The organism is Paenibacillus alkalitolerans (genome assembly GCF_016482785.1).
GTDB lineage: Bacteria > Bacillota > Bacilli > Paenibacillales > YIM-B00363 > Paenibacillus_AE > Paenibacillus_AE alkalitolerans.
Genome location: NZ_JAEMXM010000020.1, coordinates 31,898 through 57,682, shown reverse-complemented (window position 1 = coordinate 57,682; position 25,785 = coordinate 31,898). Strand labels below are relative to the sequence as shown.

Annotated in this window: 26 protein-coding genes; 23 read left to right on the top strand and 3 right to left on the bottom strand. The window is 46.3% G+C overall.

Annotated elements, in window-relative coordinates:
* Window positions 1–35: 35 nt before the first annotated feature.
* Window positions 36–743, top strand: a complete 708-nt coding sequence (gene queC / locus JET16_RS23255) for a 7-cyano-7-deazaguanine synthase QueC (RefSeq protein WP_199621080.1) — start codon at window positions 36–38, stop codon at window positions 741–743.
* Between the two features lie 622 nt (window positions 744–1,365).
* Here queC and JET16_RS23250 read toward each other — a convergent pair.
* Window positions 1,366–2,211 (bottom strand): IS1595 family transposase, encoded by an 846-nt coding sequence (locus JET16_RS23250; RefSeq protein WP_199621006.1) that lies wholly within the window; start codon window positions 2,209–2,211, stop codon window positions 1,366–1,368.
* Window positions 2,212–2,604: 393 nt separating this feature from the next.
* On the opposite strand from JET16_RS23250, the gene JET16_RS23245 reads away from it, so the two are divergent.
* From JET16_RS23245 to JET16_RS23215, 7 genes are all read left to right on the top strand, one after another.
* Window positions 2,605–3,507 carry a WD40/YVTN/BNR-like repeat-containing protein gene (locus JET16_RS23245; protein ID WP_199621004.1) on the top strand — a complete coding sequence of 301 codons (903 nt, stop codon included), beginning with the start codon at window positions 2,605–2,607 and terminating at the stop codon, window positions 3,505–3,507.
* A 136-nt stretch (window positions 3,508–3,643) separates the two neighbouring features.
* Window positions 3,644–4,516, top strand: a complete 873-nt coding sequence (locus JET16_RS23240) for a hypothetical protein (protein ID WP_199621002.1) — start codon at window positions 3,644–3,646, stop codon at window positions 4,514–4,516.
* Window positions 4,517–4,615: 99 nt separating this feature from the next.
* On the top strand, window positions 4,616–5,182 hold the full coding sequence (locus JET16_RS23235; protein WP_233532124.1) for an acyltransferase: 567 nt from the start codon (window positions 4,616–4,618) through the stop codon (window positions 5,180–5,182).
* Between the two features lie 36 nt (window positions 5,183–5,218).
* Window positions 5,219–6,169: a helix-turn-helix transcriptional regulator gene (locus JET16_RS23230; RefSeq protein WP_199621000.1), complete on the top strand. Its 951-nt coding sequence runs from the start codon at window positions 5,219–5,221 to the stop codon at window positions 6,167–6,169.
* A 333-nt stretch (window positions 6,170–6,502) separates the two neighbouring features.
* Window positions 6,503–6,766: a hypothetical protein gene (locus tag JET16_RS23225; protein WP_199620997.1), complete on the top strand. Its 264-nt coding sequence runs from the start codon at window positions 6,503–6,505 to the stop codon at window positions 6,764–6,766.
* A gap of 151 nt (window positions 6,767–6,917) precedes the next feature.
* Entirely contained in the window at window positions 6,918–7,967 is a 1,050-nt protein-coding gene (locus JET16_RS23220) for an ATP synthase beta subunit C-terminal domain-containing protein (protein WP_199621075.1), read from the top strand.
* A 17-nt stretch (window positions 7,968–7,984) separates the two neighbouring features.
* The gene (locus JET16_RS23215) at window positions 7,985–8,923 is read left to right on the top strand and encodes an acetamidase/formamidase family protein (RefSeq protein WP_199620995.1); all 939 of its coding nucleotides are present in this window, start codon (window positions 7,985–7,987) and stop codon (window positions 8,921–8,923) included.
* Between the two features lie 73 nt (window positions 8,924–8,996).
* On the opposite strand, the gene JET16_RS23210 is transcribed toward JET16_RS23215, so the two are convergent.
* Window positions 8,997–9,356 carry a winged helix-turn-helix transcriptional regulator gene (locus tag JET16_RS23210; RefSeq protein ID WP_199620993.1) on the bottom strand — a complete coding sequence of 120 codons (360 nt, stop codon included), beginning with the start codon at window positions 9,354–9,356 and terminating at the stop codon, window positions 8,997–8,999.
* A gap of 272 nt (window positions 9,357–9,628) precedes the next feature.
* Window positions 9,629–9,997 (bottom strand): helix-turn-helix domain-containing protein, encoded by a 369-nt coding sequence (locus JET16_RS23205; protein WP_199620990.1) that lies wholly within the window; start codon window positions 9,995–9,997, stop codon window positions 9,629–9,631.
* Window positions 9,998–10,799: 802 nt separating this feature from the next.
* Between JET16_RS23205 and JET16_RS23200 the strand changes: the two genes are divergently transcribed.
* The 15 genes from JET16_RS23200 (at window position 10,800) to JET16_RS23130 (ending at window position 25,715) form a co-directional block, all read left to right on the top strand.
* On the top strand, window positions 10,800–12,734 hold the full coding sequence (locus JET16_RS23200) for an asparagine synthase-related protein (RefSeq protein WP_199620987.1): 1,935 nt from the start codon (window positions 10,800–10,802) through the stop codon (window positions 12,732–12,734).
* Between the two features lie 59 nt (window positions 12,735–12,793).
* A complete protein-coding gene (locus JET16_RS23195; RefSeq protein ID WP_199620984.1) occupies window positions 12,794–12,919 on the top strand; it encodes a paeninodin family lasso peptide in 126 nt (41 codons plus the stop codon).
* 101 nt (window positions 12,920–13,020) lie between these two features.
* Entirely contained in the window at window positions 13,021–13,977 is a 957-nt protein-coding gene (locus tag JET16_RS23190; protein ID WP_199620981.1) for a phosphoenolpyruvate carboxykinase (ATP), read from the top strand.
* Between the two features lie 167 nt (window positions 13,978–14,144).
* The gene (locus JET16_RS23185) at window positions 14,145–14,447 is read left to right on the top strand and encodes a lasso peptide biosynthesis PqqD family chaperone (RefSeq protein ID WP_199620978.1); all 303 of its coding nucleotides are present in this window, start codon (window positions 14,145–14,147) and stop codon (window positions 14,445–14,447) included.
* Between the two features lie 3 nt (window positions 14,448–14,450).
* Window positions 14,451–14,930, top strand: a complete 480-nt coding sequence (locus tag JET16_RS23180; protein ID WP_199620975.1) for a lasso peptide biosynthesis B2 protein — start codon at window positions 14,451–14,453, stop codon at window positions 14,928–14,930.
* Window positions 14,927–16,111: a nucleotidyltransferase domain-containing protein gene (locus JET16_RS23175; protein WP_199620972.1), complete on the top strand. Its 1,185-nt coding sequence runs from the start codon at window positions 14,927–14,929 to the stop codon at window positions 16,109–16,111. The genes JET16_RS23180 and JET16_RS23175 overlap by 4 nt, the downstream gene beginning before the upstream one ends.
* Before the next feature lie 12 nt (window positions 16,112–16,123).
* On the top strand, window positions 16,124–17,926 hold the full coding sequence (locus tag JET16_RS23170; RefSeq protein ID WP_199620970.1) for an ABC transporter ATP-binding protein: 1,803 nt from the start codon (window positions 16,124–16,126) through the stop codon (window positions 17,924–17,926).
* A 206-nt stretch (window positions 17,927–18,132) separates the two neighbouring features.
* Entirely contained in the window at window positions 18,133–18,900 is a 768-nt protein-coding gene (locus JET16_RS23165; protein WP_199620966.1) for a tyrosine-protein phosphatase, read from the top strand.
* Window positions 18,901–18,938: 38 nt separating this feature from the next.
* The gene (locus tag JET16_RS23160) at window positions 18,939–19,697 is read left to right on the top strand and encodes a YveK family protein (protein ID WP_233532121.1); all 759 of its coding nucleotides are present in this window, start codon (window positions 18,939–18,941) and stop codon (window positions 19,695–19,697) included.
* Entirely contained in the window at window positions 19,678–20,367 is a 690-nt protein-coding gene (locus JET16_RS23155; protein ID WP_199620963.1) for a CpsD/CapB family tyrosine-protein kinase, read from the top strand. The genes JET16_RS23160 and JET16_RS23155 overlap by 20 nt, the downstream gene beginning before the upstream one ends.
* Before the next feature lie 315 nt (window positions 20,368–20,682).
* Window positions 20,683–21,573 (top strand): UTP--glucose-1-phosphate uridylyltransferase GalU, encoded by an 891-nt coding sequence (gene galU, locus JET16_RS23150; protein ID WP_199620960.1) that lies wholly within the window; start codon window positions 20,683–20,685, stop codon window positions 21,571–21,573.
* Between the two features lie 40 nt (window positions 21,574–21,613).
* The gene (locus tag JET16_RS23145) at window positions 21,614–22,300 is read left to right on the top strand and encodes a sugar transferase (RefSeq protein WP_199620956.1); all 687 of its coding nucleotides are present in this window, start codon (window positions 21,614–21,616) and stop codon (window positions 22,298–22,300) included.
* 14 nt (window positions 22,301–22,314) lie between these two features.
* The gene (gene fcl / locus JET16_RS23140) at window positions 22,315–23,268 is read left to right on the top strand and encodes a GDP-L-fucose synthase (protein WP_199620953.1); all 954 of its coding nucleotides are present in this window, start codon (window positions 22,315–22,317) and stop codon (window positions 23,266–23,268) included.
* Window positions 23,269–23,279: 11 nt separating this feature from the next.
* A complete protein-coding gene (gmd, locus tag JET16_RS23135; RefSeq protein ID WP_199620950.1) occupies window positions 23,280–24,272 on the top strand; it encodes a GDP-mannose 4,6-dehydratase in 993 nt (330 codons plus the stop codon).
* Between the two features lie 99 nt (window positions 24,273–24,371).
* On the top strand, window positions 24,372–25,715 hold the full coding sequence (locus JET16_RS23130) for an oligosaccharide flippase family protein (protein ID WP_199620947.1): 1,344 nt from the start codon (window positions 24,372–24,374) through the stop codon (window positions 25,713–25,715).
* The last annotated feature ends 70 nt before the right edge of the window (window positions 25,716–25,785 follow it).

Below are 25,785 nucleotides of genomic sequence, written 5' to 3'. Positions count from 1 at the left end.
GCGGGGTGTATAATTGAGGAGGTCGGATGAAGCCTATGTCGGGTAAGAAAGCGGTCGTTATTTTAAGCGGCGGATTGGACAGCACTACGTGTATGGGGTTTGCGAAGGAAGCGGGGTACGATATTTACCCGATCACGTTCGATTACGGGCAGCGCCACCGGATCGAAATCAATAACGCGCGGGCGGTTGCGCGGTTTTACGGCGTGTCGGGGCAGCACAAGATCATCGATTTGCCGTTCCTGCGCGAGTTCGGCGCCAGCGCATTGACCGACTCCGCGATCGACGTTCCAGTGTTGAAGAACGGATCGTCTTTAGAAGGCGCGCTTCCCGGCGGCAAAGACATTCCGGTGACGTATGTGCCGGGACGCAACCTATTGTTCCTATCGATCGCGGCTTCTTACGCCGAAGCGTCGGGAGCCGAAGCGCTCTACATCGGCGTCAACGCGCTTGATTACAGCGGTTACCCGGATTGCCGCCCGGAGTTCATCGAACAGTTCGAACGGACGGTCGAGCTCGGGACAAAGGCGGGCGTGCAGGGGCAGCGGTTCCGGGTGGAAACGCCGTTGATCTTATTATCGAAGGCGGACATTATTCGCGAAGGGACTCGTCTCGGCGTGCCGTACCATCTCACGACTTCGTGCTACAACGGCAAGGAGTTTGCTTGCGGTGTCTGCGATTCGTGCGTGCTCCGGCTGAAAGGCTTTGCGGAGGCCGGCTTGAAGGATCCGATTCCGTACGTATAGAGCTTTAGCGATCTTACGGCCTGCGCCAATTCGGCGCGGGTCTTTTTTACTCTAGGGTGCGGGGGGAGATCATCCCTTTCTTCGAAAAATGTTCGCTCGCTCTCCCATCCACTCAGTAAGAAACACAGCAACAACCTCAAAATCTAAGAAATCGACTCCGTGCTTATTATGATATTACAAACTTAAGGTTTGAGCCAATACATTGCAGGCTTGATATGCGCTTTAGAGAGGGAGACCATCCCCTTCGTTTAAAAGTGTTCGCTCGCTCTCCCATCCACTCAGAAAGACACACTACAACAACCTCAAAAAACAGACTCTAAAAAAGGACTCGAAGAGGCTCGGAAAGCAACTCAAAAAGAGGCTCGGAAAGCAACTCAAAAAGAAGCTTAAAAGCAACTCAAAAAAGAAGCTTACAGGAAATTCGGAAGAGGCTCGGAAAGCAATTCAAAAAGAAGCTCGAAAGAAGCTCGAAAGAAGCTCGAAAGAAACTCAAAAGAAGCTCAAAAGAAGCTCAAAAGAAGCTCAAAAGAAGCTCAAAAGAAGCTCAAAAGAAGCTCAAAAGAATACCAAAAAAAGCCCAGAATGATGCCACGAAGAAACTCAATATAACAACAGCATTATATTATTGAACTGCCGGTCTCGGGGCAGAAGCCAAACAAATACCGGAGAGAACGTCCATGACGGGCATGTCGCGGTACGATTGATTGCAGCGGAAACAAAACTCGTCCAAATAATTTTGCAAATATTTAGCGCCTATTCCGTGAAACGTGCGGTTGATCCACTTCTTCGCTTGCTTGAACACTTCCGGAAGCAGATTGATTTCGTGAAGGCGGAAACGCTTAAGAATCCTCACATCAAAAGTTTCGGGCTCGACATGCCGCTCTACAAAATCATGCTCCCCTGAGCGAAGGATCGACTTCCCGTCCATATGCGTCATGGGCACGGTTTTTACTTTGATGTAGGAAGGCTGGCCGTTCAAATGAAAAGCTGCGCCAACCATAACGGGATGCTCCTGCGGATGCCGGACGAACGGTTGCCGAGTGGTACGGCCATAGAAAGCCGGACCGGCTCTGACTGCGCCGGAGAGAGGCTGCTTTGCGTCGTTGTCGCTGATCGCCTGACGAATCTTCCTCAGCATGGACCAAGCTGTCTTATACGTCACGCATATTTGCTCGGCAAGCTGAACCGCATTGATACTGGCGGGTTGGGACACAAGCTGCATGGCGACGGCCCACTTATGCAGAGGTGTGCGGCTGCCTTCCATCGCAGTGCCTGCAGTTAGGGAAGTCTGATGGCGGCAAAACCGGCATTCGTACAGAGGCAATCTGCGGGTATTTACGGTATAGGCGTGGCTATGCTCGCAGCGGGGACAGCGAAAGCCGTCCGGCCACTTCATCCGATAAAAATATGCGATGCAATCTTCTTCCGACAAAAAACCTTGAACTGCCGGTTCCCGAGATTGAACCATCAAACAACACCTCCGAACATACATTCCCTATTGAGATAATACCAAACATACGTTCTAAAAACAAGTTAATTATGGGAATTTATAACTACCGAATAAAATGAGCAAGGTCACCTGAGCCAGGGGGAGAGCATGAGGTGGGAAAATGAGGAGATACGGGTAAACTAGGTGTAGATAGTGGGGAAGCAAGTACAGCAATAAATGAGGGAGAGTCGAGGGGAGAGCGGGGGGAGGAGGAATATACGAAAAACTGCCCGGTCATTTGCCGGATGGGGTACACGAACGTTCCTGATTTACGGGGATAGCGGGTGAAAGAAGTTGCAGGTGGGGGATAGTTTGACCTGAGGCGGACATTTTCTTTACAATTGGGTAAAAGTATCGAGAGGAACGGGTGTCATGGCAAAATCGAAACAACAACGCAGCGGCCCAAAATTCGGAGCCGCAGCGATATTCGGTATCGCAATCGGGCTATTCGCAATTGCCGCGGTCGTCTCGATCGTCGTGAACGCGAACAAAACAGAAGAGTTGACGGTGAACACTCCGACGCACCCGCACACGTTCGGGTATGCGCCCGACGGCGAAACGATGTGGATCGGGACGCATACCGGGATGTACGAATACGGTGACGGAAAGTGGACGAGGGCGGTTCCCGCGATCGCGCAGAACGATGTGATGGGCTATTTCGTCGATGCGGAGGATACGAACATCATCTACATTTCCGGACACGGCTTCGTGCAGCGGTCGACGGACGGCGGCGAGACATGGGCGGCGATCGAGAACGGGATGCCGAATGCACCGAAGCCGGATGTGCCGGATGCCCACATGCTCGCGCAGGATCCTAACGATCCGAAGCACTTATACGTGTTCACCAATCAGCAGGAAAACAATATCTACGAAACGAAAGACGGCGGGGAGACTTGGAGCTTGGCCGGAACGATCGAACCGGTCGCTTATATGATGGCTGTTGCGCCCGGAGGGTCTTCGCTGCTGACGACAAGTGAAGCAGGGCTGACAGAATACAAGTTGACCGCCGGCAATAACGAGGTTATCAAGCGCACCGATGCTCCCGCCTACATCGTCTTAACCCGGTCGAACGGAGAAGCGATCGTGTACGGGGCGAACGGTTTCCAACGTTCAACCGATTACAACAAATGGACTCCGATGGAAGTCGATTTGAACGGCGAACTGCCTCTCGGCATCCGCGAATCGCATACGAATCCCGACCGGTTGGCGATCGTGACCGATAAATATTCCTTGTACGAAAGTGAAGACGGCGGCAAGTCGTGGAGCAAAAAGTAAAGCAAAAAGTAAAGCAAAAAGCAAAGCAAAAATTACAGCACAAAGTAAGGCAAGCCCGAACCTCGAGTTGAGTGTTCGGGCTCTATTTTGGGCATAATTGGGGAGACCTACAATTTTTTGTCCAGAGGATGTCGCTATGTTCCCCAGATGGCAATGCACCACCGGAAACACGTTCGCTTACCGGCTCTTTAAAAAACACCACACAGAAATCAATAATTTATACTGGTCTCATATGCTCGCCGCCAACCGGACGTTAAACATCGTGAAGAAGGCGGACAAGGGGATGAAACCGACAACCGTATTTTCCGCCTCTAAGAAATATATGAAGCGTCTTCCCGCCACCCTCCAACAATGGGAGCACGATTTCAAAGATTTCAACAACTGGGTGCGGTTGTCGGCGGCGATGGCGATCAACGGGTACATGGAAATATATCTTCGGAAAATTTGCGCGCTGGCTATCGAGTCGAATCCCGGCATCATTATCGGAGCGCCGGGCGCCATCGACGGCCTGGCGCTGCTGAAGTCCCGCCCGTCGCACGATTATTCCGAGTATGCGGTACACCTGACGAAAGGAGACTGGAACAGCCGGATCGGGTTCTACGAGAAACTGTTCGGAGAAGCTCCCGGGAAATTGAAGGATTACAGTAAAGAATTGAATGAGTTAAGAAAGATGCGCAACGGCGTCGGTCATTCGTTCGGACGGGCGATGGAAGACTACGATACGGGGCTGCATCTGCAAATCAAACCGATGATGAGGCTGTCGGAGGAGCGGTTCCTCAATTGGCTGCGGATGGCCGACGAGGTGACGTTGGCGATTGACAATCACTTGAAAGATACGCATATCGGCAATTATGAGCTGCTGCTCTATTATCATACATGGGACGGAGATAACGACGGGGACGCGGACGATGAAAGCGAAGTGCTCCAAGAGAGGCTGTCCCACGAAGCGGGAACGACATTGGAGCGGCGCTTTTTGCAAGAGATGATCGAATATTACCGGGAACTGTGATCGGGGCATCAGTCGCGACGATAAGCCGAACGGCTCATACACTTGGAGAAACGAGGTGTTACAATAAAAATATTATTTTTTTCATAGAGGTGTGACTCATTGGTTCAAATAAAAAACAAAATCGTCAAAGCGGCCAGAGCATTCAGAGGACTCATGACATTCGGCAATCTGGGCTATAAACTTAATGAATTGCCGTCAATCAAAGGCAAGATGTATCTTAATAAATTCGGGCAGCTTTCGATAGGAAGAGGCTTCAAAGTCGTAGCGCTTCCTTGGGCCACGCAAGTAACGGTGGAGAAAGGCGCGGTGCTTTCTATCGGCGATGACGTGTTTATCAATGCCGGCTGCGGAATCGCGGCGACAAAAGAGATCCATATAGGAAATCATGTGAGAATCGGACCGAGAACCAGTATTTTGGACAGCGATTACCACCAATTGGATGCAGATGTACCCCTTGACAGGTTGCACAGGCCGATCATCATAGAAGACAATGTGTGGATCGGAACGAGATGCACCATTCTCCCCGGCGTGACAATCGGAAAAAACTCTGTGATTGCCGCCGGAAGCATTGTAAATAAGGATATCCCGCCGAACGTCGTAGCCGGCGGAGTACCCGCAAAAATCATAAGGGAGATTAACGCCCCCGAAGGATGGATTCGGATTTGACGATGACCCTTCTCCAAGTAAAGGAAGGCGAGTGCGATGCGTGCCGATCGGCTTTTGTCGATTTTATTGCTCATGCAAGGCGGCGGCAAATGGACCGTCCGTGAACTGGCCCGCCGACTTGAAGTGTCCGAACGAACCGTGGTGCGCGACCTGGAAGCGTTGGCGGCAGCAGGCGTGCCTGTATATGCAGAGCGGGGGAATAAAGGCGGATGGCGTTTGGCGGAGGGGTATCGGACGACGCTAAACGGTTTGAATCCGGACGATATCCGGCTGCTCTTGATGGCGCAGATGTCGCGAATGTTCGAGGATCTTGGTAAGCGGCGGGAAACGGACCTTCTTTTGGACAAGTTTATGAACGGTATGCCTCCTTCCACGAGGAAAGAAGCCGATATGGTGAGAGAGCGAATCCATGTCGACGGGGCCGGTTGGAGCGAGTCGATGGAAAAATTCCCGCATTTGCCTGTTCTTTACGAAGCCGTGTGGAACGAGCGGACAGTGTGCATCGTTTACCGGCGGGGCGAAGAAACGGTAGAGAGAGAGCTGCAGCCGTTAGGCCTTGTGGCGAAAGGTAACACATGGTATGTTGCGGGCGTCGTGGACGGTGAAATTCGCACGTATCGCGTGTCGCGAGTGGCGGAGGTGAGGGAGTGCGGGAAACGTTTTGACCGGCCGGAACGGTTTGATCTTTCTGCATACTGGGAACGGTCGTCGGCGGAGTTCCGTATGAATTTGCCTTCATACGGTGCTAAAGTGAGGATGAGAGCATCGGTTGTTGAACGGTTCGCCGGCACACGGTTTGTCAAGCTGGGGAACGTAGAGGAAGACAAGGAAGGATGGGTGACCGTCTGCGTCGATTTCCAGGCGATAGAATACGGATGCGCGATCGTGCTCGGCTTCGGCGCGGACATCGAGGTCATGGAACCGGCTGAATTGCGGCGGATGGTGAAATCGGCCGCATCGGAAATCCTTCGATTGTATAAAAAATAAATCAAGACCTCCTCTTACCCGCCGGTAAGAAGGAGGTCTTATGAATACCCTCGATAGAGGAACGGATTCCCGGATGCCGCGAATCGCGCGGTCCGGGAGTGGGGTAACGTATCCTCTTCCGCTCTCCTTGCGAACTGTACCGGTACAGAATTGCGAAAGTGACAGTACAAGCTGGAAGACAATGCGCAAAAATGCCGTCTGTACCGGTACAGTTCCTAAGGGGTCGATTGAAGCAGTGGGTTCGAGGCCAAGCAGGAAGCCGTGTTTTTCTTATGGTTTCGTTGGAGAAGATGAGGTTGTGGCGTGATTTCATTTTGGAAAGGGAGATCGAAGTTGAACATTACAGTGTTGAATGCACGGATGAACAAGGATCAAGACGGATATGCGGGAGCGGTGGAATTTCAAGTGGATGGACACAAATTTCCGTACGAAATGACGCTTTTCAAAGATAAGGCTGGCGAGTGGGAATACAATTTGCTGTTTTTGAACGAGTCGGGCAGCGAGGAGGATATTTTGGCGGTCGAGGAGTATCTCGAGGAGAACGACGATGCGTTCATCCGGCTGTTGGATGCGGCGGAGGCAACATTGAAGGTGTAAAACAAAAACTGTGCTTACGAACCGGGGAGTCGGCCTGGGGAGTAGGCGCTTTTTTTTGTGCGTGGAAAATTTGAAAATTGTGGTTGACTAACGGCAGTTATATACGCTATAAAGTAATTGTAGTTACTCTAAGGCGGAATAGGTGATGAAAATGTTTGACGATATCCAATTAAACGTTGCTCTCCTCCGGCGCCGTGTGCCTAATTTGACGGCGGCGGCCCGTGCGGCGGGGCTGCGGCCGGCAACGGTTTCGAATCTGTGCACGGGTAAAATCCCGCTCTCGCGCGCAGAAGTCCGCACCCTTGCCACACTCGCTTTCTTGGCGGGATGTACGTTGGACGAATTGGTCATTAAGGGAAACGGCGCGGGCATGATGGAAACCGGTATCAAAGCGCTCGACTTGCTTGCTCCGATCGTACGCGGGGGCACGGTCGGTCTCGTCGCGCGCCCCGGCATGGGGCAGCTCGTCTTGCAAGCCGAACTGCTGCACCGGATGAGGAAGCGCGGTTTTGCGACTGTATTCTGGAAACCGCAAGAGACGGCGCCGGACATCGAAGGCGTCGAAGCGGAGGCGGAAACGGTTTGCGATACGATGGAGGAAGTATACGCGCAAATCTCGGCTGCAAGAGAGGAGCGCGACGTGCTGCTTGCCGCCGATCGTTCGGTGGTGCTTTCCGGCGAGCTGCTAGCGCTTCGCGAGCGGTTGCAGGAAGCGGGGACGCGCCCCGTCACGATTGTCCTCGCGGATTCGCGGGGCGAAGCGCCCGAACAGGAAGCGCCTTACGGTCCGCTCGATACGCTGCTGCAGTTCGATATGGATATGGCCGTTCGCCGGATGTATCCCGCGGTCGATCCCGTCGTCTCCACTTCCACCGTGCTCGAAGGCGCCCACCTCGAAGCGGTCCACCAAGCGATTCAACAGAACGCGCGGAAGCTGCTTCGCCGTTACCGCGAGCTTCGGCCGCTAGTGAACGTTAGGGGCCTCGATCATCTGTCCGAAGCCGATGCGGCGACTTACCGGCGGGGAGAACGGCTGGAAGCGTTTCTTACACAGCCGTTCTACGTTGCGGAGCCGTATACCGACATACCTGGCGAGTGGCTGCCGCTGCAGGAAACGTTGGACGGCGTGCGCCGCGTCATCGAAGGCGCGGCCGACGGGCTCGATCCCGGCGAGTTGACGTACATCGGCAAGCTGCCGTGAGGGGGGTAAAAACAAACATGGCAATCTATGAAATGAAACCCGATCGCAGTACGATTCACGGATCATTTTCAAAAGATCATAAACCGGTACTTACCATTCAATCGGGAGACATTGTCCGGTACACCACATTTGATGCAGGTTGGGGAACGCCCTCTAAAGAAGACGGCAAAAGAATTAAACCGATTGAACGAAGAAAGGAAGTTGACACGGGTCATGCCCTGTTTGGTCCGATTTATATCGATTCCGCCAAGAAGGGTATGACTTTAGAAATAAAGATAAATGAAATTATTCCGGGACCCTATGGTTTCACATCCGCAGGAAAATATCCGAATTGGCAAAATCAAAAGCTGGGACTAACTGAATATGATGAGATCCTTTTGCAATGGGAAATTGATAATAAAGCAATGGTTGGAAAGACAATCGTAAACAACAGATCATTTTCCGTTACGTTAAACCCTTTCATGGGCATATTCGGGATGCCGCCGGACGAACCGGGAATTCATGCTACTTGGCCTCCAAGAAGCTGCGGCGGAAACTTGGACTGCAAGGAGTTGACAAAAGGCAGCACGTTATACTTACCGATTCCGGTCGATGGTTGCTTATTTTCTACCGGGGACGGTCATGCAGCTCAAGGCGACGGGGAGATAAGCTGCCAAGCGATTGAATGTCCTATGGAATTGGTAGAGTTGGCTTTGTTCGTTCGTGAAGATATGAAGATTAACATGCCGTTAGCCAATACGCCCTCCGGTTGGATCACTTTTGGTTTTCATGAAGATTTAAATGAGGCAACGGTGCAGGCAATGGATGGGATGCTTAATCTGATGAGCGTCTTGTATGGAATAAACAGGGTGGAAGCCATCGCTCTAGGCAGTTCTGTCGTAGATTTAAGAATCACTCAGGTGGTGAACGGGATAAAAGGAGTGCATGCCGTATTGCCTCACGGAGCATTAAGGTAGGCTAGATATACCGAACACCCCAAGGACTTCAGACCTTGGGGCTTTTATTGCATTGAAGTTGATTGCCGTGCAATTATTTGACATTCAACGAACGGCTGCTTTTTACTTGCTCGCTGTGCATGAAACCCCAGTCGCACATGGTTCTCAAAACCGAGGCCAACGATTTCCCGTGTTCGGATAACGAGTACTCGACTCGCGGAGGAATCTCTTGATAAATAACCCTTGTGATAAGCTGATCCCTTTCAAGCTCGCGAAGATGGGAGGTTAACATGCCTTGGGTAACTTGAGGAATTAGGCGTCTTAATTCTCCGAATCGTTTCGTCCCGTCTTCCAGCAAAATAAACAAAATGAGCGGCTTCCATTTTCCCCCGATCGCGTTCAACGTCGTGATGATTCCGTGGGTTGTCAAAGAATGACCGGCCGATTTGTCCATTGTCAGTCGCTCCATCCTTCCAAAATTGTATTTACCCTTATTATGGCGTTGCATCCTTGTTAATTAAAGTACTAATATTTTTCGTACATAGTACGGAAAAACATACTAAAACAGACAAACCGGCATGCGCGGCGGTTCGACTGTTTTTTCATACCCGGTACGAAAATACTGCGTTGCTGATTTGCATGACTTGTTTGACCGTATAATGTCGATAATGTATAAAGGCCTGCTCTTACCTGAAACCGGTAGAGGAGGCCTTCTTTTGCGTAAAATTATCTCAGCGATCTTTCGGCCCGAATGAAGGCGATGAATCTCTTGGCTTCTTCAGGCGTGAGTTCTTTCCCGTCAATCGTAAGGGAAAACTTCTCCAAAATTTTTTCGTCCGAAAGTTCCAGGCTATCCGTAAATTCTTTGATGCCATCGGCAACCGAAGATTCGGTCTGCTCGCGTCCGATTAAATAATCGACCGTCACGTGAAAGAAGTCGGCGATTTTTCGAAGCGTTTCATAGTCCGGTACTCTTCTGTTTTTCTCATAATGCGATAAGGATGCTCGGGAAATATCAAGCCGGCCGGCCAACTCTTCTTGTGTAAGCTTTTGCTTCTCCCTAAGCGCAGATATTCGTTCACCGCATGTATTCATATCAAAGGCCCATTCCTCCAGAAATGTGAATGATTAGTTCCAAGAAAAACTTCCTCTAATCGCGTTCCGGCTCCTTAAATGCACTTCGAAGAAGTTTTTCAAGCTTAAATATTTAGATAAAAAACGACAAAAGTCACAAAATACTCTTGACATGATACATTCTGTAACATAAATTAGAGATTGCAACCGAGTTAGATACGTATAGTATCAAATTGTAACCCGAATGAGAGGTGCTGATCGGTGCTCGACACAACAAGTGCGGGTCGATCGTTTCAAGCCGAGATTCCTTCGGACGCTGACGCGCAGCGTTGGCGTTGGAAAACCATGATCAAATGCCATTTCCTGCAATTCAACGTGATAATAATATCATGTTCGCCAGCATTCAAGTGTCGCTATCGGCAGAGCCCCTTTCTCGCCGGTCCGTACAGAGCCCGCTTCATGCGATGGCCCGTCATCCGCAAGTATGGCAAAACAAGCCTCTTTCCCAAATCGCGGATCGTTCCACGATTTATGCGAAGGTATTAGAAGCTTACCGAGTGCATTCTTGAATCTTTTCGTACCTTAATAATTAATTTTTACATCCAGGCGCAAAACGTATTCAAGCACTCTTTATGATACTATATTTTGAATGAAAATGCACTGAAGTCAACAGCAATTAGAACCATTTCCGCATGTTTGTGAAAAAATATTCCATAAGACGCTTTATTTTAATGAACGATATGATACAATATGTATCAAAAAATGAAGATACAGTGCGTATCGGCATGTGTCGAAATGTCGGACAACAAGGCTGGGTGGAATCGTGAGCGCGATAGCCGGTATTCTCAATTTTAATGAAACTTTCATTAATTCCAGCGATGCAGAAGCGCTGATGCAGGCTTTGCGCAAATACCCCGCCGATCAAGTTGGGACGTGGTTTAGCGGGGGGATCTTTCTCGGTTGTCATGTTCAATGGATTACTCCTGAATCCATTGATGAAATACTGCCCTATTACGATCCCAGAACTAAGCTTGCAATCACTGCGGATGCGATCATAGACAACCGCGCCGAGTTATTTGATTTGCTGCAAGTGGAGCATGACCGGCGGAAGAAGACGGCTGACAGCGAGTTGATTTTACTCGCTTACAATAAGTGGGGTGAAGAAGCCCCGAAGTATTTAGTCGGCGATTTTGCATTTATGATTTGGGATGAGCGGAAAGGCAAACTTTTTGGCGCGCGAGATTTTTCCGGAACCAGAACTCTTTATTTTTACCGCGAACAACATCGATTCGCTTTTTGTACGGTAATCAAGCCGTTATTTTCACTTCCTTACATAGACAAGGGGCTGAACGAGCAGTGGATCGCCGAGTTTCTTGCGATTCCGGTCACGACGGATGCGGTGGATACGTCGTCTACCGTCTTTAAACAAATAGAACAAGTGCCGCCCTCCCATTCGATAACGGTTATAAACGGGAAGGTAACGTTTAGGAGATATTGCAGCATAGCGGCGGAAGACAAACTGAAATTGTCGTCTAACGGCGATTATGAAGAAGCTTTTCGCGACGTATTTCGAATCGCCGTAACTTCGCGAATCCGGGCGCACCGTGAAGTTGGCGCTCAATTGAGCGGCGGGTTGGACTCGGGCTCGGTTGTGAGTTTTGCCGCCAAAGCATTGCAGCGCGAAAATAAACAGCTTCATACCTTCAGTTACGTACCTGTTGACGATTTCGAGGATTGGACGCCGAGGAGAAGGATCGCCGACGAGCGGCCGTACATCCGATCCACGGTGCAATATGTAGGGAACATTAGCGACCATTACTTGGATTTCAAAGGCAAGAGTCCGCTTTCGGAAGTGGACGATTGGCTTGAAATATATGAGATGCCTTATAAATTCTTCGAAAACTCCTTCTGGATAAAAGGAATATATGAGACGGCCCATCAGCAAGGAATCGGAATGCTGCTAAACGGACAAAGAGGCAATTGGACCGTATCGTGGGGTCCGTCTCTGGATTATTTGGCTATTCTGCTTAGGAAGATGAGATGGATCAAGTTTTACCGCGATCTGCGGCAGCACAGCGGTATTGCAGGCGCAAAAATGTCGCGGCTCCTCCCGGTGATCGGAAGGAAAGCATTTCCGTTCGTCCAGCATCTTGCTTTGAAGAAGCAAGACGGCTTTCCGTTAATGATTAACCCGGATTTTGCAAGAGAAACGAATGTGTTCGACAGACTGCGGCAGCATCAAATCGATTTAACCGGGACTTATCTTTCCAATGCGTACGAGATCAGAAAGAGACAGTTCGAGAAGCTGTATTTCTGGAACATTAACGGAACGTTTGGAACCAAATTATCATTGCGTTACTCGATGTGGGAACGCGACCCGACCAATGATTTGCGGGTCATTAAGTTCTGTTTGTCGGTGCCGGAGGATCAATTTTTCCAGGATGGAGTAGGCAGGTCGTTGATCCGAAGGTCTATGAAAAATTTGCTGCCCGACGAAGTGAGGTTGAACGTCAAGAGCCGCGGCGTACAAGGCGCAGATGGGATCCACCGGATGAAGCCGTCCTGGGGCGCATTCATGGATGAGCTGCAGCGGCTTGGCTCGGATGCGGAAATTTCCCGCTACATCAATATGAAGGTGTTTAAAGAAGCTGTTTCAAAGCTGCAGTCAGGACCGCAATCCAGTTACATATTCGACGCCGATTTTAAAGTTGCGATGCGAAGCTTGATATTTTACCGGTTTATGAAGAAGTTTGCGTAATGTTAGTCGAGGCTTATGCCTTGCCTATAGAGTTTTGACCATACAAGGAGGTGAGAAACATGAAAAAGACGTGGGAAGCGCCGGAATTGGAAGTGCTCGATGTCAAGATGACAATGGCAGGTCCGGGAAAAGCAATACCTGACGCGGTACAGCCTGATGATGATGAAATGGTAAATTATAGCTAGTTCATGCTACTGATCAGGATTTGCTGCGCGCTGCCCTTATACATTCGATTGATTGTATAAGGGCAGGACTTTTATATTGCCGGCCGGTTGGAGTGATGAGGATGATCGATACGGAAAAGATGGCTGTGTACAAAGCTTTCGGATTAACAATATCAAGCGATATTCCTCTGCCTGAGCTGCAGGGGCAGCAGTGCCGTGATGACGAAATTGCAGATGTTCATATAAGAGAAGCCGATTTGACCGGGCTATGGCGGCAGATTTCCGGACAACAAAAAAAAATCGTCGTCAAAGATAATATCGTTATGTTTCAACTGCCCGATGTGGGTACTTTTTGCATTCGAGACGGTGAAACCATCGAGGTTTCTCCCGCAGAGGGATCCGATCCGGCGAAGATGCGTCTGTACATTCTTGGCACGTGTATAGGCGTTATATTGCTGCAGAGAAAAATACTTCCCTTGCATGGGAGTGCTATATCCGTTAATGGGAAAGCTTATGCTGTAGTCGGCGATTCGGGGGCCGGCAAATCCACGCTTGCTTCCGTATTATTGAACCGGGGTTACCGGCTTCTGAGTGACGACGTCATTGCGGTAACGCTTACTCAAGATAACATCCCTATGGTTATGCCGTCTTACCCGCGCCAAAAGCTGTGGCAGGACAGTATCGATCGGCTTGGGATGGAGCTCGCGGACTATCAGCCTCTATTCGAGAGGGAAAACAAGTTTGCGGTGCCGGTACATTCCCGATTTTATTCCGAGCCGCTGCCGCTTGCCGGCATATTTGAACTTGTCAAGACGCAAGATGAACAGATTGGGGTCAGCCGAATTCAAGGGCTTGAGCGTATATCCGTCTTGCAACGCCATACATACCGCCGATCTGTTGTTCCATCTCTAGGATTGACGGAGTGGCATTTCAATACCTCGGTCAGCTTGTTGCATCGAGCCAGCCTCTTCCGGCTGCGAAGACCGGTTGCCGGATTTACGGCTCATGACTTGGCGGATTCAATGATTTCCGAAATAAGATGCGATACATATGAAGCAAAAACGGCCCTTGTACGGTGACTCCATATAAGGGTCTTTTTAATGCAGCGCTTACAATATTCCTGTCCAAAAAACGACAAAACCTAAATAATAATTTGCTTGACACGATACAATTTGTATCATAAATTATTATCAAGAGATTAACTGATACCTATTGTATCATAGCGATTAAGGGGTGTAAGAGAATCATGAATAATCTTAGGGTTTCTTTAAACGATACGATTTTCCAAAGCAGCGGGTATTTGGTAAGCGATATGGACGGCGACAAAGTGATGATGAGCGTCCAAACCGGTAAATATTATAATCTTGGCAAAGTGGGCGGCAGGATTTGGGGATTGGCGGCATCGCCGATAGCTGTTAGCCAGATCGTCGACACACTTGTTTCGGAGTATGAAGTTGAACGGGAATTGTGCGAGCGGCAGGTGCTTTCCTTCGTCACAAAGTTATATAAGGAAAGTTTGATTCAACTTGAGGAAGCGGTAAGTGCCTAATCTATGTGGACCAAAGTGAAGAAATGGATCTACCTCCCCCCATCAAAGCGCAAACTATTCATAGAAGCCTTCTTTTACTTGGCGTGGGCGCGTATATTGAAGAGCTTGCCGTTTTCCAAAGTCGCACCGTCCTTAGGCGCCTCCATGTTGGAAACGCCGCATACTCATGACCCGAATAATGAACCGACACTGCGTGCAATCTCATATGCGGTTCGAACGATGAGCCGCCATACCGTCTGGGAAAGCAAGTGCATGGTGATGGCGATTGCCGCCATGAAGATGTTGGAACGAAGAGGTATCGAAAGCACGTTGTATTTAGGAACCGCCAAGGACAGCTCTGGCCAAATGACGGCTCACGCCTGGCTGCGAAGCGGCCGTTTATATATCACCGGATACGAGCAAATGAATAAGTTCACAGTGGTAGGAAAGTTCGGGAAACAATTGAATGCACATGCGGTCAGAAGGGGAATAGAAAGAGCATGAATCGTGAGTCCGGTCTCGATCTTAGTGATTTTCCAAAGGAGTTAACATTGCTTCTTGCATTGCTGCAAGAAGGCGATGAAACGAACATTTCTGAAAGAATAAAGGATAAACTAACGGATATCGACTGGAACCGGTTTCTGGAGCTTGTCAGGCATCATCGGGTATACCCACTGATGTATCTAAAATTGAGGAAAGTAGTAGATCAAGAGCTGATTCCTGTGAAAATTATGCAAGCTCTTCATTCCGATTACACAAGGAATACGTTCCAAATGCTTCATTTAAGCGGAGAAATGGAGAAAATATGCAGAGCTTTTAACGAAAACGGAATATTTTCGCTTATGTTAAAAGGGCCGGTGCTTGCTGAAACTTTATACGGGGATATCTCGCTTCGAACATCTAAAGATTTGGATATTTTGGTTAATGTAGATGACGTTGAGAAAGCGGAACAAATGCTGTCCGCTCATGGTTACGAATCGAAGAGTAATTTTCCTCGTATATTAGGCGATTGGAAGTGGAAAATTCACCATGTAAGTTATTTCCACCCCCAAAAAGGTATATTAGTTGAACTTCACTGGAGGTTATATTCGGAACTCGGAAGTGAACCCCATTTTAAAGAACTTTGGGAACGCAAGAACCGCAGTTTTCTTACAACTGAACCGGTTTATTTTCTTGGCGAGGAAGACTTATTTCTATATCTTACTTCCCACGGAGCCCGACACGGTTGGTTTCGGCTTCGTTGGTTAGTCGACGTTGACCGTATGGTGCGGCGTGGGCTTAAGTGGGAAAATGTTCGTATTTTACTTAAAAAGCATCGTAGTCTTCATATTGGCGGGCAAGCGTTATTATTAGCTTCTCAGCTGCTGAATACGCCGCTTACACAGCAAATGAATTCAATGGCGTATGTCAGGCGTCCTGTTAAATTAGCGCAACAATCGATTGTTTTCATAAAAGAAAAGTTAGATTCATACCCACCCCCTAAACATTTTGCCGGCCGCTTTAAGCGATATTCTTTCTCGCTATTACCATTAACTCAAAAATATATATTTTTAATTAGCAGACTTCATCCAAGTTCTTATGATGCGGAGCTGTTGCCGCTGCCGAAGGCTTTGCACTTTATTTATTTCCCGTTACGTCCGTTTTTATGGTTTTGGCGGCAAATGAAACATAGAACGCAAGCCTAAGGGGAGGGAAGTATGGCAAACATCCTTCTGTTCGTGAAAAAAATGCATGCTTTTGCCGGCACTAAATTATATGTGAATTTATTCTGCATGATATTAATAAGTTTATTGGAAGGGATTGGGGTCTTACTGCTTGTTCCCATGCTCGGTTTGATTGGTTTATTCGATGTGAATATGGGAAATGGTTCACTCATTGCAACGATGAATACAGTATTGCAAGCTGTAACTGCCACTCTTCATCTACCCGTAATTTTAGGAAGCTATATAATCCTCATCACAGCTCAAGCATTATTGCAAAAGAATCAATCCGTGCTGGATGCTAATATTCAACAAGGTTTTATGCGTTTTTTAAGAATAGAAATTTATCAGGCTTTATTGAAGGCAAGCTGGATTTTCCACCTAAAGAAAAGAAAGTCTGATTTTCAGCATATCTTGACTTCTGAGCTCGGCAGAGTGAATCACGGCACGACTCTCTTTTTACGATTGGCAACATCAATGACTTTCATGGCGATTCAGATTGGCATAGCATTGTGGATATCCGCCCGGATGACTCTGTTAATCCTCATATGCGGGTTATTGCTGGCTTTTCTTTCGAGGAAATTTATTGAACATTCTAAAGAATATGGAGATCAAACGACGGAGCTGGCGAAGAGCTATTACGCCGGAATCAACGACCAATTGAACGGGATCAAAGATATTAAGAGCAATATGCTGGAACAATCACATATTTCCTGGTTTCGCAAACTGAATCATGATATTGAATCGAACGTAATCAAACAAGTAAAAGTTCAAACAAATTCACAATTATTGTATAAAGTGTCATCGGCGATATTGATCGGATTATTTATTTATGTGTCCTTGGAAGCATTCCACGCGCAAGCCGGTCAGTTGATGATCATTATTATTCTCTTTTCCCGCTTATGGCCAAGGTTTACAGGAATACAATCAAATATGGAACAAATTGCATCCACGATTCCCGCATTCAAGAACTTGGTCGATTTGCAACAAGAATGCGAGAGTGCTGCGGAATTGCGAACGTTAGAACACTCAAGCAGTTCGAATCCGTTCCAGATTAAAGAAGGGATTGAGTGCCGGAGCGTTTATTTCCGATATGATCGGAGCCAACAATCTTATGCGCTAAAAAATATTCATTTGTACATTCCGGCAAACCGGATGACAGCTATCGTCGGTAAATCCGGCGCCGGCAAGAGTACCTTAATTGATGCGCTGATGGGACTTATGCAGCCTGAAAGCGGGGAAGTCTTGGTTGATGGAGTGCCACTAACGGATGAAACGGTGCTTTCGTTCAGGAGGTCGATGGGATATGTATCGCAGGACCCGTTCCTGTTCCATACAACGATTAGGGAAAACCTGATGATTGTCAGTCCGAATGCGAGCGAAGAACAGTTATGGAATGCATTAAAGTTTTCCGCTGCGGATGAGTTTATCAAACGTCTTCCGCTTGGCCTTGATTCCGAGATTGGTGACCGCGGCGTGAGGCTTTCCGGAGGCGAAAGACAACGGTTAATACTGGCTAGGGCGATTCTGAGGAAACCTTCCATTCTTGTGCTGGATGAGCCCACAAGTTCATTAGACACAGAGAATGAAAAGATAATACAAGAGGCTCTTAACAGACTTAAAGGTGAAATGACCATTATTGTCATTGCTCATCGTCTTTCGACGATTCGGAACGCCGATCAAGTGATTGTGCTTGAAGACGGCAATATCATTCAGCAAGGCGGTTACCAGCAACTTTCTAAAGAAGATCAAGGAGTGTTTGGCAAGTTATTGAGGTATCAAACGGAAATGAACGTTTGAGAAGAAATGGCTAGTGAATGCGCTTTCGAGAAAAAACGACAAAACCGAAAAAAAATTTGCTTGACATGATACTATCCGTATCATAAAGTAAGATTGTAAATTGAAAATGATACATAAAGTATCGGAATGCTTACATTAATATCACAATTCAAAACAATCCTACTTTTTTCGTAATCGGTAATGATTGTGCGGAAGGAAAGCATGAAATGATCGATATCCACTGCCACATTTTACCTGGACTAGACGACGGAGCTCAAGATGTAAACCAATCGATCGAGATGGCTCGGCAAGCTGTAGCACAAGGAATTCACAGCGTCATTGCCACTCCTCATCACTCCGACGGATTCCATTGGAATGAGCCGGATCAAGTTATTGGCGCTATTGAACGATTGAACCAGGCGCTGGCTCTGGAAAACATCCCTCTCCACATCTATTCTGGGCAAGAAATACGAGTTTATGGCCAATGTCTTAAAGATTGCCAGGAAGGGAGGCTGCTTACGCTTGCCGGAAGCAAATATTTGTTGCTTGAGCTGCCTGCCATGCAAATGCCTGTTCAAATATATCGCTTGATTGAACAAATTCAAATGATCGGGTTCATTCCAATCATCGCACACCCGGAACGGAATTTCGTAATCTTGAACGATCCGGGTAGATTGTCCGATCTAGTCGATCGGGGAGCCTTATGTCAGTTAACGTCACATTCTATAGCGGGCAAGAGGGGGAAGAAGCTTCAAGAATTATGTTTTGAACTATGCAAGCGGCATTTGATTCATTTCATAGCTTCCGATGCACATAACGTTTCTAACCGCGGATTTCTACTCAGCGAAGCTTATGAGGCAGTGGATAAAGCATTGGGGCGGGAGTATAGAGAGTATTACATGAATAACTCGGAACGTCTAGCGTCAGACCTTCCCATTGAAAAATTATTGCCGGTTAAACCAAAGAAGAAATCCTATTTTTTCATCAATTGGTAAATAGAAATTAGGCCTATTAGGGAGGAAATTAAAGGATCATGATGGAGTCGTCAATGGGACTTAAGGATTATGTCGCGATTTTGTGGAAAAGGCTGTGGCTCATCGCGGTCTGTATAATTGCCGCATGTGTAACGACAGGCATATATAGTTACTACTTCACTAATCCGGTATATCAATCATATTCAAAGATAATCGTAAATCATTCTAAAGAAAGCAATGAATTGATGGGACAGCTAAGTCTTAATGAAGTCAATTTAAATATTCAATTGGTCAATACATACAAGGAGATTATAAAGACGAATGCGGTGATGGACCGGGTTGTGGAGCAGCATCCAGAGCTAAGGTTAACAGCGGAACAATTGATAGGAAGAATTGAAGTGAGAACAGTTAATAATTCACAAGTAATGACGTTATCCATTCAAGATGATTCTTATGATAACGCCATAAACACGGTTAATGCAGTGGCATCGGTATTTAAAGAAACGATCCCAAGCATTATGAGTGTGGACAACGTGGAGATTCTTAGCGAGGCGAAGATTGCGTATGACGTTTCTCCGAACCCGATTGTAAATATTATGATGAGCTTTATCGTTTCGCTAATGATATCGGTCGGGATCGCATTCCTACTTGAATATTTGGATGATACCGTCAAGAGCGAAGCTGATATTGCCCAAATCCTTGGAGTACCGACGTTTGCGGTCGTTGCTGTGATCACGAAGAATGACTTGGTTCCACGGCACAAAAATCTAAGCAAGCAGGAAGTGGAGGGAGCGCCATATGCGACAGTTAACTCATAAATACCCGCTGATCATGGACATCAATCCGAAATCATTCATCGCGGAATCCTATCGCGCGCTACGAACGAACATCGAGTTTTCTTCTTTCGATGATGATTTGAAGTCGATTGTGATTACTTCGGCGAAGCCGCAAGAAGGCAAAACTACAACGGCGGTTAATATGGCGGTGGCTTTCGCTCAAGCAGGGAAAAGCGTAGTGCTGATTGATGCGGATCTTCGCAAACCGAGCATTCATAACATCTTTAGCAAGCATAATCGTGGGGGGCTTTCCAATATTATCGTCAAACAATATCGCGTTAATGAAATGATTCAGGAAACGCACATCGACAATTTATGGGTGATCACTTCGGGACCTGTTCCTCCGAATCCGTCGGAAATGCTCTCATCCAATAACTTCACGGAAATGCTGGATGAGTTGAAAGAGAGATATTCCGTTATTATTATCGATACGCCGCCTGCTTTAACCGTTACGGATGCGCAGATTGCAGCCGCGAAATGCGACGGAGTTATCCTCGTTGTGAATGCAGGTAAAGCTAAGCGCGATTCTGTCGTTAAGGTGAAAGAACAATTAGAACATGTAAAAGCGAGACTTCTGGGTGTCGTTCTCAATAATGCAAAACGCAAAAAAAGAAATAAACAAGAGGAATATTACTACGAAAGCAGAGCATAAGAGCAAGTACCTCGACTAAATAGTTACTTCGTATTCGAATTATATAGGAAAAAACTATGTAAACGGTTTTATTTATAGGTAATGTCTACTGCACCTTTATCACTGTAGGCACTCGGCCATGCTGTGGGTTCGATGGAACCTTAGACGTTGATCGTCGGTGGTGTGGCGTGAGGGCGGGTTGAATGCCCATCATCTTTATTTTACATGGATAAAAATCAAAGATCTGTTGTTTTCATAAATAGGAAACCGGCAGATCTTTGAATTTTATCAAGCAAAAATGGAACAAGAGTCATAGAAAAATAAGGAGGTCAACACATGAAGAAAGTAAAGAAAGCAATTATTCCAGCGGCCGGATTAGGAACGAGATTTTTGCCGGCCACCAAAGCAATGCCTAAAGAGATGCTTCCGATCGTAAACAAACCGACGATTCAATACATCGTTGAAGAAGCGGTTGAATCCGGTATCGAGGACATCATTATCGTGACGGGCAAGGGGAAGCGGGCAATTGAGGATCACTTCGATCACGCATTCGAGCTCGAAATCAATTTGGTTGAAAAAGGAAAGCTGAAGCTGCTGGAAGAAGTGCGACGACCGTCCTCCGTAGATATCCACTATATTCGACAGAAAGAACCGAAAGGGTTAGGCCATGCTGTTTGGTGCGCAAGACGCTTTATCGGTGACGAGCCTTTCGCCGTTCTGTTGGGAGACGATATTGTTACCGGAGATACGCCCTGCTTGAAACAGCTCATCAACCAATATGAAATGCTGCAATGCTCCGTTATTGGCGTTCAGCCCGTATCCGATCAAGAGACGAACCGTTATGGCATTATCGATCCGATCGGTAAAGACGGACGGTTGTATCAAGTGAACAACTTTGTGGAAAAACCGGCCCCGGGTATGGCACCATCCAATTTGGCGATAATGGGCCGCTATGTATTAACACCCGAAATCTTCAACTATTTGTCACTTCAAGAACAAGGAGCGGGCGGAGAAATTCAATTGACGGATGCCATTCAGAAGCTCAATCAATACCAAAACGTGTACGCTTACCACTTTGATGGAATCCGCTATGACGTCGGCGAGAAACTAGGGTATATTTTGACGACGCTTGACTTCGCGATTCGAAACGGGGAACTGCGAATACCGCTGCTTAAAGCGTTGGAAGAAATATTGAGCAGGGAATCGATGCAGAAAGTTATCGGATAATAGCTAAATGTAACGCGTTCAGATAGGAGAGAGAGAAAGCATGAGTGCGACGAATGAAGCGAAAGCTTTAGAACACAGTCAATTCAGATCTGCTGCTCCAGTTCAACAACGAAGCAGTCTTAGACTATATTTGGTTTCGAAGAGAGCTTTGGATATCGTCGCATCGTTGTTTGGACTGCTCTTATGTATGCCGTTATTCATCGTTCTAGCTGTGTTGATTAAAATCGAAGATCCGAAGGGACCGGTTTTATTCAGCCAATCCCGCATAGGAAAGAATGGGAAACAATTCAATATGTACAAATTCCGTTCGATGGTTTCGAATGCGGAAGAGCTCTTGGAGCAGCTGTTGGATAAGAATGAAGTCAGCGGCCTCATGTTCAAGATGAAAGAAGATCCTCGAGTTACAAGAGTAGGAAAGCTGATTCGGAAAACAAGCATGGATGAATTACCGCAATTATTCAATGTATTAAGGGGCGAAATGAGCTTGGTCGGCCCCAGGCCGCCTTTGCCCCGGGAAGTTAAAGAATATACCGCCAGACATTGGAAGAGGCTGGAGGTAACTCCGGGATGTACCGGCTTATGGCAAGTGAGCGGCCGGAACAGCGTCGGATTTGAGGAAATGGTGGAGCTGGATTTGAAATACATCCAAGAGCGAACCTTCTTTTATGACATAAAAATCATTTTTAAAACCGTTTGGATTTTAATTCGCCCTAATGATGCGTTCTAAGTGAGGTGCTTGGCATGGATAGAACATCCAAAATTTTTCTCGCGGGTCATCGCGGTCTGGCAGGCTCGGCTATTTTGCGCAGATTGCAATCCGAAGGCTTTAAAAACATTGTAGTCCGGACTTCGGTTGAATTGGATTTGAGGGATTACAGTAAAGTTTTATCGTTTTTTCAAGAAGAACAATTTGAATATGTTTTTCTCGCAGCGGCTAAAGTAGGAGGTATAGTTGCCAACAATGATTATCCCGCAGACTTTATCCGTGATAACTTACTGATCCAAACCAATGTAATTGATTCGTCTTACCGTACCGGGGTGAAAAAACTTTTATTTTTAGGCAGCACCTGCATTTATCCGAAATTGGCTCCGCAACCTATGAAGGAAGAGTATTTGCTTACAGGAGAGTTGGAAGCCACCAATGAGCCGTATGCAATTGCTAAGATCGCGGGCGTCAAGATGTGTCAATCCTACAATCGGCAATATGGAACAAAGTTTATATCTGTAATGCCGACAAATTTATACGGACCGAACGATAATTATGATCTTCAGCATTCGCACGTTTTGCCTGCTCTTATTCGGAAGTTCCATGAAGCGAAAAGCAACGGAGCCGAATTCGTAGAAATATGGGGGACGGGTACCCCAAGACGGGAATTTCTACATTCGGATGACTTGGCTGATGCTTGCGTTTACCTTATGAATACATACGAAGACAATGAAATCGTAAATATCGGAGTTGGAGAAGATATCTCCATCCGGGAGTTAGCTGATAAGATTAAAGAAGTAGTGGGTTACGAGGGTCGGATTCAATACGATACCAGCAAGCCGGACGGTACCCCGCGAAAGCTTGTAGATGTAACCCGATTGACGCGGTTAGGATGGAAAGCTTCGATCACGTTGGAAGAAGGTTTAACAGCAACCTATCAATGGTTTCTCAATAATGAATTGCAACTTCGTAAAGTTGTAACTATATAGGAGGAGTTTACATGAGAAAAGCATTAATTACAGGTGTTACAGGGCAAGACGGTTCGTACTTAGCGGAGCTTCTGTTAGAGAAAGGTTACAAGGTTTACGGTGTTCGCAGAAGAACGAGCACGCCGAATTACGAGAACGTTGAGCGGATTAAGGATGAAATTGAATGGATATCCGGCGACTTATCCGATCTTTCTTCACTGATTGAAGCCGTTAACAGGTCTCAAGCGGACGAAGTGTATAATTTAGCGGCGCAATCTTTCGTCGAGGCATCCTGGCCTCAGCCGTTGTTCACCGGAAACGCCACAGCGATTGGGGTAACCAACATGCTGGAAGCAGTGCGCATAGCAAAACCGGATGCAAGATTTTATCAAGCATCAAGCAGCGAAATGTTCGGAAAAGTTGTAGAAACACCGCAAAGAGAAACAACTCCATTTTACCCGAGAAGCCCATATGGAGTTGCGAAAGTATACGGCCATTGGATTACCGTAAACTATCGTGAAAGCTTCAATATGTTTGCCTGCTCAGGAATTCTTTTCAATCATGAATCGCCTCGCCGCGGATTGGAATTTGTAACTAGAAAAGTAACCAATGCAGTTGCCCGTATCAAACTTGGCCTTCAGAAGGAACTTCGCATGGGTAATTTGGATTCCAAGCGCGATTGGGGCTTCGCCGGTGATTATGTTAAGGCAATGTGGCTAATGCTTCAACAAGAGCAGCCTGACGATTATGTTATCTCAACAGGTGAAATGCATACGGTTCGGGAGTTGCTCGAAATTGCATTTTCGTATGTTGGATTGAATTATGAGGATTATGTTGTGATCGACCCGAAGTTTTTCCGTCCGGCTGAGGTTGATTTGTTGCTTGGCGATTGTTCGAAAGCGAAACAGAAGCTTGGGTGGGAGCAGGATGTGAGTTTTGTAAATTTGATTCACATGATGGTTGATGCAGATATGGAAAGAAATAAAGGCGAAATGAAGTACAGCGAGTCAGTTCTTGTAGTATAAAGGATTAACTGAAATGGGACTGTATAAAATTTTTACAGTCCCGTTTCCATTTAATTGGTATAAATCCTTCCCATTTTATCAAGCCTGGAGTAACCATTCATGAAGCTGATATATAAATTGTCTCTATTAAAAAAAAATGGTGACTTTAAAAATGTATTTTATAGCGTTTTATCATATTGTATAACACCTCTTGTGTTAATTGTATCTACTCCCGTGTTGTTGAAAAACTTAGGGGATGAGAATTACGGGATATGGATCCTAATTAATTCGGTAATAAATTTGTTGGGAATATCAAACTTTGGCTTGGGAAATGCTTTAATAAAGATTGGTTCTGAATATGAACCAACAGACGAAAATAACGATGTTTTTAATGAGCTTTTAAATGTTTCCTTAACGTTATCGGTTATTGTAGCTATACTTCTAAATATAATTATTCTCCTTTTCGGTATGTATTTGTTTCCTGTTGTTTTTGGGAGCAGCGGAATGGAAACAATTTTACCTTTAACGTATTTCTTAGGCGGAGTAGTTGGACTTAGGATTATCAATGGAATAATATCGGGTTCGTACATGGCAAGGCAACGATATGATATTAATAGCAAAGTAAACATTGTCTACAATTTAGTAATGTCAATTACATTTACAATACTCACAATGATTTATAAAGATATACATGTGCTTGTCTTATATTTATTTTTATCATCTATTTTTCTTATAATTCTTAATGCAATAATAGCCAAAAAAGTGACACCGAGTATCGAATATAAATTTCTTCTTAAAAGAACCACAGTTTTTAGAATTATTAACTATGGTATTTACTCATGGTTTCAGTCAATTGTTAGTTCATTAAACGCTCAAGCCGACAAGTTAATAGTAAGTGCTTTATTAGGTCCGAAAGCTCTTGGGTACTATACCGTTTGTATGCAGCTGGTAATAAAGATTCATGAAATTCCAGCCGCAGCAGGCGGTTTTCTTTTGGCTAAGTTTAGTGGTTTGTACGAAAGGAATGATATGCAAAAAATCCGAGGACTGTACGCAAAGGCATTGAAAATTACGGCTTTATTTATAATTATTTCATCCATATTTACTTTTATATTTGCATACCAAATATTGTCGTTATGGATTACTACTGAATTTGCTAATCAGCATACTGCATTATTTCGTTTACTTGTAGTCTCTATTTCATTAGGCGCCTTCGGTGTTATTCCTTATTACTTTTTAAACGGAACAGGTCACGTAAGAATAAATACAGTGCTATCGTTAATTACCTCATTATCAACAACTGGAATATTGTTCTTGTTTATTCCTTATTTCGGGGATATTGGGACTGGGATGGCGAGATTTGTAGGAATACCGCTTGTTTTGTTCTCGCTATGCTATGTTCATTTCATGATCATAAAACAAAAGCAGCAAATAGAGGGATTCAAAAAGGAACTTAACTATTAAATATTCGAGAAGGAGGACACCTTAAAATAAAGCATTCTTTAAAAATAATTGCCCGACATTATGAGCAGTG